At 68.6% G+C, this 12,273-nt stretch carries 10 protein-coding genes; 5 read left to right on the top strand and 5 right to left on the bottom strand.

Features of this window, described 5'->3' with window-relative positions:
- Positions 1-721: 721 nt before the first annotated feature.
- The 4 genes from IE252_RS40385 to IE252_RS40365 form a co-directional block, all read right to left on the bottom strand.
- Positions 722-1,138: a hypothetical protein gene (locus IE252_RS40385; protein ID WP_190094492.1), complete on the bottom strand. Its 417-nt coding sequence runs from the start codon at positions 1,136-1,138 to the stop codon at positions 722-724.
- 529 nt (positions 1,139-1,667) lie between these two features.
- Positions 1,668-1,808 carry a hypothetical protein gene (locus IE252_RS40380; protein ID WP_190094491.1) on the bottom strand — a complete coding sequence of 47 codons (141 nt, stop codon included), beginning with the start codon at positions 1,806-1,808 and terminating at the stop codon, positions 1,668-1,670.
- Between the two features lie 1,125 nt (positions 1,809-2,933).
- Positions 2,934-3,317 (bottom strand): hypothetical protein, encoded by a 384-nt coding sequence (locus IE252_RS40375; RefSeq protein ID WP_190094490.1) that lies wholly within the window; start codon positions 3,315-3,317, stop codon positions 2,934-2,936.
- Between the two features lie 731 nt (positions 3,318-4,048).
- On the bottom strand, positions 4,049-4,345 hold the full coding sequence (locus tag IE252_RS40365; RefSeq protein WP_190094488.1) for an AraC-like ligand-binding domain-containing protein: 297 nt from the start codon (positions 4,343-4,345) through the stop codon (positions 4,049-4,051).
- A 130-nt stretch (positions 4,346-4,475) separates the two neighbouring features.
- Here IE252_RS40365 and IE252_RS40360 point away from each other — a divergent pair, with 130 nt between their 5' ends.
- From IE252_RS40360 to IE252_RS40350, 4 genes are all read left to right on the top strand, one after another.
- Positions 4,476-5,252 carry an ATP-grasp domain-containing protein gene (locus IE252_RS40360; protein ID WP_229849116.1) on the top strand — a complete coding sequence of 259 codons (777 nt, stop codon included), beginning with the start codon at positions 4,476-4,478 and terminating at the stop codon, positions 5,250-5,252.
- Positions 5,253-5,319: 67 nt separating this feature from the next.
- On the top strand, positions 5,320-6,321 hold the full coding sequence (locus IE252_RS40355; RefSeq protein WP_190094487.1) for an MmcQ/YjbR family DNA-binding protein: 1,002 nt from the start codon (positions 5,320-5,322) through the stop codon (positions 6,319-6,321).
- 5 nt (positions 6,322-6,326) lie between these two features.
- Positions 6,327-6,461: a hypothetical protein gene (locus tag IE252_RS44085; protein WP_268248470.1), complete on the top strand. Its 135-nt coding sequence runs from the start codon at positions 6,327-6,329 to the stop codon at positions 6,459-6,461.
- A gap of 926 nt (positions 6,462-7,387) precedes the next feature.
- Positions 7,388-8,965 carry an outer membrane protein assembly factor BamB family protein gene (locus IE252_RS40350; RefSeq protein ID WP_190094486.1) on the top strand — a complete coding sequence of 526 codons (1,578 nt, stop codon included), beginning with the start codon at positions 7,388-7,390 and terminating at the stop codon, positions 8,963-8,965.
- Between the two features lie 167 nt (positions 8,966-9,132).
- On the opposite strand, the gene IE252_RS40345 is transcribed toward IE252_RS40350, so the two are convergent.
- Entirely contained in the window at positions 9,133-10,044 is a 912-nt protein-coding gene (locus tag IE252_RS40345; RefSeq protein ID WP_190094485.1) for a COG1361 family protein, read from the bottom strand.
- A gap of 483 nt (positions 10,045-10,527) precedes the next feature.
- On the opposite strand from IE252_RS40345, the gene IE252_RS40340 reads away from it, so the two are divergent.
- Entirely contained in the window at positions 10,528-12,045 is a 1,518-nt protein-coding gene (locus tag IE252_RS40340; protein ID WP_190094484.1) for an FtsW/RodA/SpoVE family cell cycle protein, read from the top strand.
- The last annotated feature ends 228 nt before the right edge of the window (positions 12,046-12,273 follow it).

Below are 12,273 nucleotides of genomic sequence, written 5' to 3'. Positions count from 1 at the left end.
AGGTCGAAGAACAACTCGAACCAGCCCGCGCGGTGTTCCTCGGCCCCACTGCCCGTACCGTCGGCCGCCCCGGCGTCTGTCATGTCGCTCACCCGCCCACTGTGAGTATCGCGCCTGACGCAATGAACCGGGCACGCCGAACTCAGCAGGCGGAACGCTCAAGCGGGCCAATGCCCAACGCCCCTGAAACGGCCGTGCCCGACGGAGAAGGTGGCTGCGTGGGCGCAGAACCATTTTGCGGCTGTCTCGTTGAACCATCCGGTTCCCCTCATGGTCAAGGGGCCTCGCCGTCGCGAGGCCCCTTGACCATGCCCGTCGGCCCGCCCCTTTTCAGACGTTGGCGGCATGGGAAATCCGGGCCGGATCGGCTGGCAGCAAGCGGTCGTGCAACCGAACTTCGATGGCACAGGCTCAAGAATCGATGGCACAGGACAGATGGGATGCGACGGGATACCGGATGAGGGTGGTGAAGTCGGCCCGGGACGCGGTTCCGGTCTTTCGACCGGCCCGTTTCCCGGAGCCGCTTCCCGAACTGGGCATGCGACTTGGCACCGCACCCGGCTCTCCACAAGCTTCGAGGGGCTTGTGTCGGGGTCCCGGAGGAAGGCGGCCCGGACACGCAGGAGGCGGGTGTCGGCGACGCACCTTCAGACGCACCGCCGTACCACCGGATGGCAGGGAACCCCCGCCCTGTCATGGACGGGGGTCCGGACTCGACGGGTCAGCGCGCGATCATGTTGCGCATCTGCCGGACGTAGGGCCCGTCGTCGATCATCAGCCACACCGTCGCCTTCTCGCCCGGCTGGATCTTGCGGTCCAGTCCGAACTGGTACTTGGTCAGCTTCAGTGTCACGTGCTGTGTCTTGTTGTTGCACACGACCTGCTTGCTCGGCAGCCACTGGTTGGCGTCCGTGGCGGGCCTGCCGTTGACCATCGCGGACAGCCCGACGTTGATCTCGCGCTTCTTTCCCGGCTTGCACCGGTAGGCGAACTCCACCGTCGTCGGAGCGGTCAGCTTCGTGGCGGCGATGAACTCCGGCCCGGAGAACGCCTTCCCGGCGGCCGACGCCGGGAGTGCGGTGGCGGCAACGGCTGCGGTGGCCATCGCGGCGGAGACGGCGATCTTTCCTATCTGCATGGCTTCCCCCTCTTTCGTCGATCGGTCAGTCACGGCCCCTGCCGGGGCCGTGGTGCACGAGGAAACTGTACGGACCGAGGGTCCCCGGGCCGCGGCCGGTGTCCGCTGGTCGGCCCGCTCCCCGGGGCATCGCGCACCAGCAGGGCCGGACAGTCGGCCCAGCGGTAGCCGTTGAGGTGCCGCTGGGAGGCGGTCATGTCCCGCAGGGCGAAGGAAGAGGCCCCCGCCGTCTGGGGAGAGTCTGCCGGGTAGGAGCGCGCCGTGGCCAGGCCAGGCAGAAGGACAGATGTCCGGCGCCTCGGCGCCGGTGTCCTCGATGAAGAGAGCTCGACGAGCCGTGGTACCGGGCGACGGGCGGACCTCGACCGGCTCGGCATGAGGCGGCAACATTGCTCGGCCGTGACAGGATGAGGCCGGTGGCGCCCCGAACCCCACCTGGGCTGAGCCTTGGCGTCACGGCCACGCCCCAGGCTCGCCGTTTCCCGGTCGACGCGACGCGGGTGCGGTCCGCCTCCCATGGCCGCAGCGTTCAGCCGAGTTCGCGGTGCTCGGTGACGTAGTAGTCGGCCTCGTCGTCGATGGCGTTCTTCATCCAGTCGATGTGGCACTCTGCGGGGTGTCCGTCTGCGGCAAAGACCGCCGCGTGCGCGACATCGGCATGCTCCTTCACGGGCCGTACGCCATTTCGTGACGAGCTGACCGAGGGTCGGCAAGTGCTGGGGATCTGCCTGGCTGAGCGGACGCCCCCGGTCGTCGAGGTGGATTGCTTTGACGATCTTCGCGTTGTCGATGGTGAGCCGGAAGTTCCCGGTGCCAGGGCGTTCCCCCGACGTGGAGAACATACGGAAGGTATACCGGTCCGGCTCGGCCCACCCGGACGCCTGGACCGTGGGACTGTGCGCGGCCCGAGACGGAGCCCTGGCCGTGCAACCGGCGGCAGCGGCGAGACCGACCCAGGCAAGGAACAGGACGGACAAACGGTGGCGGGATGCTGTCACAGGGGGTTTCCAGGCGGCTGCAGGGCTGCTTCTTCGACGGTGGACGCTGGCATACGGTTCCCGCTCCCGCGCCTGTGGAGCCGGTCATTGCGACGACCGGCCCGGCCTGCGACGCCGACGCTGACCGCTCCACCTGCACCTGGAGGACGGACAAAGCGTGGGCTGGCACCTGCCGCCCCTTCTGCGTTCGACAGACCGACGCAGCAACCACATCGTCAACTCCGGGTTTTACTGACACCAGCACCCCCTCGGCTGACAGAGCTTCGGCAAAGTCGTCCAGGTAGGCCGCGTGGGTGTGTTGGGTGTGTTGGGTGTGCGGGGCGTCGGCAACGCTATCCAGAAGGACGGGAAGCGGCTCACGAAGCCCGAGGACCAGGCGGACTTCCTCATCCAGGCACGGCTCCGAGATACCTGGGGGCTACGTGTGCTTCTGTGCCGTCCGTTCCGCAGGTCGGGCAGACGTCACCCGGACCCGCCGAATGCCCGGGGCCATTCGGGCTGAAGTCTGGAGCCCGGGTCGGGGCTCGGGGCGGGCGTTCTGTCACCAGCCGGGCCGGCGGGTGCGTGTCCTGTAGTGGCGCTGACTCGTTGGTGGGGTAAGTGCATCTGCACCCCCACAGCAGCGGCTCCCGGGTCTCGCCATCCGGGAGCCGTTGTTGTGCCGTGGCTCCCGCGCCTGAAGCTCTTCCGGCGAAGGCACCATGGCGCCCTACCTCCACCATGCTCCGGTAGGAGTACGACGGGGCCACCACACAACAATCAGTGTCTTCCCAGCTCAGCCGTGCTGGCGGCCTTGGTCAGAGGGGTTTGGAGCCGGTATTGACCTTCATGGTCATATTTGGCGTGAACACGAGTTCACAGCCGCACAAGTAGTTGAGGGAGACGTTGTTCCCGTATTCCAGGGTGGTGTTGCGGGGTGCGTCGGGGAGGACTTCAAGGTTCACCTGCCACTGGACGGTTCCCCCTGCAGGGACGACCACGCCCTTGTAGTCGGAGGTGCACTGCAGGCCCGTCTCGGTCTCCGGTAGCCGCCGCCCGCAGGGCCGCACCCCACAGGCGAGTGCCCGGGGTGCGGCCCTGCGGGGGATGCCCAGCGGGACCCAGTCCAGCCGAGAGCGAGAGCACCTGGCGCTCACCGTGGACCAGGCCCGCGCGCGGGGCTCGCTGGCGGCGGTGGGCAAGGCGGGGGATCCGCGCTGGCCTGCCTTCGCCCGCCGCCATGATCTCGACCCCGGTCATGCTGTTCAGCAATCCAGCGGGCACGGTAAGTCTGGGCCGCACGCCGGTGGCGCTTCTGCAGGCCCTGATGAGAGATGAGCCCGGCCGGGGATCATGGAGTGGTCGTTCCGGCCGAAACCGTTCCCCCTGTGATGCTGTTGAGCTCGCAGTTCAGAGTGGTGCTGATCGGGCGTATCGGACGCTGCAGGGTACGTGTATGGCGCACTGGCCTGCGGAGACCGCAGTGGGACCCTGCGCCTCCAGTTCTGCGGGGCCGGTGTGCCGGCGACTCGTCAGGACGGCGACGTTCGCGTCGACAGCCCCTGGGGTGACGCGCCGCCCCGGCCGTGTCCTGGATCCCAACGGCATCAACTCACCGGATGACGCACGTTTCGGCCCGGCGCTCGGTCCTCGTCGTGCGTGATGCCAGCGGGCGTCGGCTGGCTCCCGTCGGCGCGGTATTCGCTGGGGGACATTCCGGTGGCTGTGCGGAAGGCGCGGGAGAAGGCGTCGGGTTGGGGGTAGCCCCGGCATGCGGCGATGGTGTGGCCCGTGAGGTGCTGCAGGCCCGCGGGAGCCGCAGGAGGTGCTTCGGGAACTGGAAGACGAGGTGGCGGGCGGGGGACTGACCGGCGTGGATGTCGAGCGGCTCGGAGCTGTCGCCGAAGCCCAGATCCCCGCGTCCGAGGAGGATTCATTGCCCGTACTGGTCGATACGTACCTCTCCGGCCATGGCGACGTTGACGCGGTACATCTCAGGGTCCGACTGGCGCACGTGCCGGGCTGTCCGCCGTACGCTCACGGAGGCGTAGGAGGAGAGGACGGAGACCTGTCCGGCGCCCAGGGGCGTCATCTCGACCCGCGCCTGGAAAGTGCCCGTCGCCAGGGAGGTGACGTGCTGGGGGATCTGCGCCACGGCCATGGCGCCGGCCCACGCCTCCGGCCGCTCGCCGATGGGCAACGCGGCCGTGTCGAGGACTGTCGAGCGCATCCCCACCTCCCGCACACGCCGGCAACGGCTTTCCAGAACAGGCAGTAAAAGGGGAGGCAGATCTGGAACAAAATTCGTGGCAACTAGCGTGGAAAGAAGAAGACTTGCGCAGAGCGAGAGGACCGTACGCGTGGCAGCACCGAAGGCGGTACACCGGAGATCCTTTTGGCGCAGAGCAACCTGGACCGAGTGCACCGACCACGACGAGGGCATCTTCGTGCCGGACCGCCCCCGCGACGTGCGGATGCTCGTGGAGCAGTACGTGGCCGGGGCCGAGTACAGCGTGGAGATGCTGGTCGACCGGGGCACCGCGCTGTTCGCCAACGTGACGGAGAAGACCCTCTTCCCCGGCGACCGCCCGGTCGAGATGGGGCACGTGGTACCCGCCGACATTCCGGCGGAGCTGCGCGACCTGCTCTTCGAGCAGACCCGGCAGGTACTGAAGGCGGTCGGCTTCGGCAGCGGCGTGGTCCACTGCGAGTGGATCGTCCGCGAGGGCACGGCGTACCTCGTCGAGTGCGCGGGCCGCTTCGCCGGCGACGGCATCATCGACCTGATCGACCGCGCGTACTCGGTGGACCTCGTCAGGCACTTCTGGACCCTGATGAAGGGCGAGCCGGTGCCCGGCCCTCTGCCCAGCGGCGCCACGAGGGCGGCGGCCGTTCGCTTCCTGCACGCCCGACCGGGCCTGGTCGAGGCGGTCGACGGCGTGGACCGGGCCCGGGAGGTACCCGGCGTGGTCTCCTGCAACGTGGTGGTCAAGGCGGGGGACCGGGTGCGCAGGCTGCGCAGCTCCAAGGAGCGGATCGGCGCCGCAACCGCCGTCGCCGCGACGGCGGGCGAGGCGCGCTCGCGGACCGAGGAGGCGCTCGCCGGGATCAGCGTCGTCACGGTGGCGGACAACTGATGACACAGGGCGGCGGGACCGGGCCGCACCCCGGCCCGCCACCCATCGAAACGAGGGCGGGATCGGCATGGCTGTGACAATCGACGAGGTGCGGGCCTACGCCCTCACCCTGCCTCGGACGTACGAGGCCCTCGTGCGGGACCGGGTCAAGCTCCGTGTCGGCCGGATCGTCTACCTGGCGTTCTCCCGGGACGAGACGGCCATGGGCTTCTCCTACCCCAAGGAGGAGCGTGCCGCGCTGGTGGCCTCGGACCCGGACAAGTTCGCGATGCCCTCTCCCAGGGACGAGCGCTTCAACTGGGTGCAGGTACGGCTGGCCGCCATCGACGCGGAGGAGATGCGGGAGATCGTCACCGAGGCGTGGCGGATGGTCGTCCCCAGGAGCGTGGCGGCGACCCACCTGGGAGCCGGTGCCGCGTCGGCCCTCCACCGGCCCACCCTCGCCGACCTGCGCGCGGCCGCCGACGTCTTCAACGGGTTCGCCGACATCGACCGGAGCTGGCACGGCCTTCACGAGGACACCCGCCCGGCCATCGACCTGGGCCGCGCCGACCACCGCGCCGTTCTGCTGCGCTGGCTCAACTCCTGGGGCTGCCGCATCCGCTACCCGCGAGAGGGCGAACCCGCCCTGTTCGACACCGGCATCGCGCGTTGGTGGGACGCTTGGGAGGGCGACCTGCCCTCGGGTACCCTCGCAGGCCTGAGCGACTCCTGTCTGGCGGCCTTCGGCCGCGCCTACGGGGAACTGGCGGCGATACCCGTCGCGGCGGGCCGGGTGGCACGCTCCCTCGGCCCGACCGCCGCCGCCAAGACCCTCTACGCCTTGCGGCCGGAAGCCGTCATGGCGTGGGACGCGGCGATCGCCGAACGGCTGCACGGCGCCCGCGACGCGGACACCTTCACCCGCCACCTCACCCTCGGCCGCGACTGGGCCCGAGGCGTCCTGAGCGAGACGGGCGCGGCCGAGGCGGCCCTCCCGGAACTCGTGGGGCGTCCGGGCATCCCCCTGTCGAAGATCCTGGACGAGTACCTGTACGTCCGCTTCTCCATGAAGAAGACGCTTCGCTGACAGGGGTGCGTTGCTCGGCACTGCGGAACCTCGCGATCAACACCCTCCGGGACACCGGCTGTCGCAACATCGCCGCCGCACCGCGGGAGATCTCCTGCACGCCGTTCACCCGCCCGCTCGACCTGCTCGGACTGCCTTGACCTGCAACGCAACCTCATGAACCAGACCTTGAATCAGCCCTGAGGCACAGGACGGTCCGATCGTCGAGGTGACCGCCACCCTTGCACAGCAAGAACAGTCACCAGCTGCGCTGGAAGTCCGGCAGGAACTGTAAAGGCTTCGGTGTAACTGGGCTGGTTTCTGGTCCAGTTGTGGGCCCCTGAGAGGCACCCGTCGAAGGCGATGTCGCAGGCCTGGAGGGCCCGCTTCGAGGAGCTCGGCGGATGACGGCGGCGGCGGAAGCGGTCGATGAATTCATCGACCTGGTGCGCGCCAACGAGGACATCGCGAACCATGCGGATGGCTGCACCCTGGAAATTGATCACTGCGGCGGAGAACGATCTCGGTCTGAAGTCCCCCCGTCGTACCGGAGACTCCTGGAGGAATTGGGAACCTGTGTCATCGGGGGAACCGGGTTCCTCGGCGTGTACCGGACCGAGGCGGGCCGGCGCTCGCGACCGGCGCGGCGGACGTGTTGTTTTGCACGGAGAACCCCTTGCGCGTCCACGGTCACGCGCGGGCCATGACGTGCGGCGCTTCGCTGTGACGTGCCCCATGGCGCGCAACCGCGTGCCCCGTCGCGCGTATGGCCAGATCTGGTCTACGGGCGGACACTCCCCACACGCGCCGCATCGAGACGGGACTGCTCCGCAACCGGCTGTCTGCAGTAGTCCGGACGTAGGTGGTCCGGGTGCTCGCTGCACCAATTGCGGTACGCGTCCTGGCTCATGCGTACGGCGCGGGAAGAGGCCCTTCTCGTAGGGAGGTCAGTGATGCGCTCTACATCGTCGGCCTCCACGAGCGCGCCGGTTGTCGCGGTTGCGACCGGGACGGTGTCAGGCGCGGGGCGCGGCCCTGACAAGGGCACACCTTCCGCATCGTCCCCCTCGTCCCAGGAGGTCCCGCCATGCGACCACTCGCCAGGATGGCCAAGGCCGTGGCCGTGGTGATGGTTGTCAGTAGTGCACTGGCTCCTTCGGGGGCGGGGGCGGTGTCGAGCAGCCCGGGATGCTCGGGTCCGACGGCGCCCGGGGGCGACTGGCCGATGTACGGGAAGGACTACGCCAACACGCGTACGCAGCAGGACGAGGGAGCACTGCCGCCGGTCAAGGCCGCCACCCTGATACCGCGCTGGGTCTACGCCACCGGTCACCCGTCACAGGTGGTGGGCTATGAGGACATCGCCGGCACACCGGCCGTCGCGCGAGGATGTGTGTACATCGGTGACGCCGCCGGCGACGTGGCCGCCGTGAACGCGGACACCGGCCGCCTGGTGTGGCGGACGCACATCGATTTGACCGTCGACGAGACGGGCGCCCGAGCAGGCGTCGTGGTCTCCACGATCGCCGTCGACCAGCGGCGGGTATTCGTGGCGGTGAACAAGTCCGGCGGCCCGTACGTACTGGCACTGGACGCACAGTCCGGGAGGCAGTTGTGGCAGAGTCCCGCGCTGGACTCGCAGCCCGGCGCTTACACCCACGCCAGCCCGATCGTGTACCAGGGAGCCATCTTCATGGGCTTCTCCGGCCCGGAGGGAGTACCCACCGCCCAGGGCGGGTTCACCATCCTGCGGGAGTCCAACGGCCAGCCGCTCAAGCACACTTACACCATACCGGCCGCCGACCAGCAGGCCGGTGATGCCGGCGGTGGGATCTGGAGCACTCCGGCAGTGGACACGGCGACCGGATACGCCTACGTCGGAACCGGCAACCCCTTCAGCAAGCAGCACGAAAACCTGCGGACCAACGCCATCCTCAAGATCGACCTGAGGCAGAGCAGGACGACCTTCGGCACTGTCATCGCCTCCTACAAGGGACTGATCGACCAGTACGTCCCGATCCTGCGCGACCTGGCGCGGCCGATCTGCATGCTGCTCCCGGAAAACCCCACGATCCCGCCCTTCCCGCCCTTCCTCCCCCCGTTCGAGGAAGCCCGCGACAGTGTGGGCTGCCTGCAGCAGGACCTCGACTTCGGCGCGGCACCCAACCTCATACGCGGCCCGGACGGCGCACTGCTCATCGGTGAGCTGCAGAAATCGGGGATCTACCACCTGGTCCGGGCGGACTCGATGACAGCCGAGCGCCGGATCCTGCTCGGCGTCAGTTGCCTGGTGTGCAACGGCGCCTCCACCGCCTACGACCCTGTGGCCCGCCGGGTGTACGCCGATGTGTCCCCCGGCACGCTGATGGTTGCCTTCCCACCCGACGCGAGCACGGCCACCTGGCTCTCGCCCGTCGGAGACGGCATCCACTACCAGCCGGTCGCCGCCGCGGACGGAGTCGTGTACACAGTCGACTCGATCGGATTCCTCGACGCCTACGACGCACGCACCGGCCTGCAGATCCTCCGCCGGCCCCTGGCCATCGACGGCGCGACGGACGCCGTCGCCGCGCTCGCCAGCAACGGAGTCTCCGTAGCCAACCACACCGTGTACGTCGCCGCCGGCAGCCGGATCATCGCCTACCGGCCGCACGGCTTCCTGTGACTGACACGTCAATGGATCCGCCGCTGGGCATGTCATGAATTGGGGTCTCCGAACCGTTCCGGGTTCGGCAGAGATGGTCTCTGCCGAACCCGGAACGGTTCAGTGGTGGCTATACCGGCTCAGGCATGGGTGTTATGGGTGTTCAAGAGTGAGGTCAAGGGACAAGCTCATGCGGGTGGGGGACCGGTCTTGACTCTGAGGGTCTCCGGATTCCCCTGGTTGCTGGAAACCACATAGCTCCCGCACCACTCGAGAAGGGCCCCCTGCCCGATGAGCGTGGTGTTGTACGGCGCGTCGGAGTCGACGGCGAGGTGTACTTGCCATTGTCGGGTCTCGCCCGTGGGGACAGGCACCCCCTTCCAGTCGGAGACGCATCTCAGGCGGATGTTGTTGAATTCCCGGACGCAGGACCACGGGCCGGGCGCGTCACCGATCGCGGTCACGGTGTCGTCCGTGAAGGTCGTGTGGGGCGGAGCCCACACGGACAGGTACAGCTGCTCGTCGCTCGGGATTTTGTCGGAGTCGTTCTTGAGTCCGAACGTCGCCGTGCCCGACGTCCCCGGCGCGATGACGGCGGTCGTGTCCACGGGGCAGTCGGCCCCTTGGCACGGGGGCGTCCTGACTCTCACAGACGCCGGGCCGGTAGCGTTCCACACCACCTGGCCGCCCGAGGGGTAGTAGAGACTGGCAAACCCGGGCACTGGCGTGTCGTCGTACGGCGCGTTGGAGTTGACCGTGATGTTCACCCGCCACTGCCACACCTCACCCGCAGGGACGATCACACCCTTGTAGTCGGAGGTGCAGTCCATCCAGGTGTTGCTGTATTTCAGCGTGCAGGACCAGGGGCCCGCCGCAGTGCCGATCGGGGTCACGGTGTTGTCCGCGAACACCGTGCCGTTCGGAGCTGTCACCGTCAGGTGCGTCGGCCCGTCGCTCGTGATGCTCGTTTCGGTGGTGTTCTTGATTCCGAACGTCACCGGACCCGTCTGCCCGGGCGCGATGACGGCGGTCGGGACCTCAGGATAGTCGATGCCCGGGCCCTGGTCCTTGGCCAGCGCCGGACCCGAACTCAGAGCCACCGCAGCACACGTCAGCAGGGCCGCAGCACACCACCCACCGGCGCGCCGGGCCCTCGCCCGGCGGATGACCGGCGGTCTCGCCAACCCCTGCACATTGGTCACGATCTACGTCCTCTATCCGTTGTCGTCAAGACGAAAGCGGCAGCAGCCGCCCTGTTACCCCCTCCGCTGCCACGGAAGAACCCCACAGCCGCGAAGACCAGCACTCGACCCGCCGGAAACATTCACCCCTCCCCGGACCGCCCCCTACCGTCAACCCACCGGCATGATGAGGAAATCACCCGATACCCCACCTTCCGTGAGCCAACTGGATGTCAATCCCCTCGCAGCGTGGACGGCTGGCCGACGGTGGAGACCGTGAGCGGGGAATGGCTGGCTGTACCCGGGAAAACGAGCCGCTCTCGTGTGGCGCGGGTCACGGGAACTGTGTCGTGGGTGCGGACAGGAACCGGATGTGAGGGGAAACAGACAGGGGGGATATTCATGCGTGGGTACGTAGGACGGGGTGACGGGCAGGTGTGTGCCGGCCTCGGCGAGGAGCATGCGCGGCCGCGCATCTCGGTTGGTGACCGGCGGCGCACGGAGGCGTTGCTGCTCGGTTTCGCCGTGGTGATCACGGTGGGGGGTTACGCGTATACCGGCTTGTCGATAGAGGGTCGGCTGCCGTCGGGACTGGCGGGGTTCGCGGTCAGCGTGGTGCTGCTGGCGCTGGTGCCGCATCTGGTGGTGCGGCGCTGGGCGTCTCGGGCGGATCCTTTGATCCTGCCGCTGGCGCTGCTGCTGACGGGCCTGGGGCTGGTGCTGCTGTACCGTCTGGACCTCACCTACGCCGCGAAGCCCTACCTCAAGATGGCGCAGGCGGGTGGCGGGCAGATGGTGTGGACGTGGATAGCGCTGGCTTCGTTCATCGGAGTCCTGCTGGTGCTGCGTGATCACCGCTGGCTGCAGCGGTACATGTACGTGACGATGGCTGCCGCACTGGTGCTGCTCATGGCACCGGCGTTCTTCGGCGCGGACCAGTTCGGGGCCAAGCGGTGGATCATGCTGGGGCCGCTGTCGGTGCAGCCCGGCGAGTTCGTGAAGATCATGATCGCGGTGTTCTTCGCGGGCTACCTCACCCTCAGCCGTGACGCGCTCGCCCTGGCCGGCCGGCGCGTATGGGGCGTACGGCTGCCGCCGGGCCGTCAGATGGCACCGATCGCCACGATCTGGGTGCTCAGCCTGCTGGTGCTGGTCTTCGAGCGGGACCTGGGCACCTCGCTGATCTTCTTCGGACTGTTCGTGGTCATGCTGTACCTGGCCACCGAGCGGACCAGCTGGGTGGTGTGCGGCCTGCTCATGGCCGTGGCCGGCGCCGGCGTGGTCGGCTCGATGGAACCGCACGTCCACGGCCGTGTGGCTGCCTGGCTGCACCCCATGGACGCCTTCACCGACGCGGGCAAGAAAGCCGGCCTCTCCCAGCAGCTCGGCCAGGCCCTGTTCAGCTTCGGCAGCGGCGGCCTCACCGGCACCGGCCTCGGCCAGGGCCACCCCGAACTCATCGGCTTCGCGGGCAACAGCGACTTCATCCTCACCACCGTCGGCGAAGAACTCGGCCTGACCGGAGTGATGGCGGTGCTGGTCCTGTACGGCCTGCTCGCCCAACGCGGCCTGCGTGCCGGCCTCCTGTCCCGCGACCCGTTCGGCAAGCTCCTCGCGGTCGGCCTGGCCAGCGCCCTGCTGCTCCAGGTGTTCGTCGTCGCCGGCGGCGTCATGGGCCTCATCCCGCTGACCGGCAAAGCCCTGCCCTTCCTCGCCAAAGGCGGCTCCTCCATGCTCGCCAACTGGCTCATGGTCGCGCTCCTGATCCGCATCAGCGACAGCGCGCAGCGAAGCCGGGAAGCGACGGCCCCGGCCCGCACCCCGACCAGACAGCACACCTACAGCACCCACAGCGCCGCCGACCCCCGGCAAACAACCGGAGTCCGGCCTTCGGCAGGTTGTGGTAGATATGCGGGCTGAACTGCGGAGATGGGTATGAGGAGCCCCCGAGGCCGATGTTCGCCGGGCGTGGAGAGGGCTGGGGAGCGGGCGGCGCGTCGGAAGGCTGGGCTGTCGGGTCGGCCGCACTGGGCCCGCATGCACGCCCTGGTCATGTAGTGGCTGCGGCTCAGGGTTCTTGGCACTGCCCGTCCTGGTCGGTCGGGTTGGAGCCTTGGCGGGTACGGCCTTGCGATGTGGCACAGGTCA

The organism is Streptomyces melanogenes (assembly GCF_014649795.1).
Taxonomy (GTDB): Bacteria; Actinomycetota; Actinomycetes; order Streptomycetales; family Streptomycetaceae; genus Streptomyces; species Streptomyces noboritoensis.
Note: the sequence above shows the minus strand (reverse complement) of the source record. Positions and strands in the feature narration are given on the sequence as shown.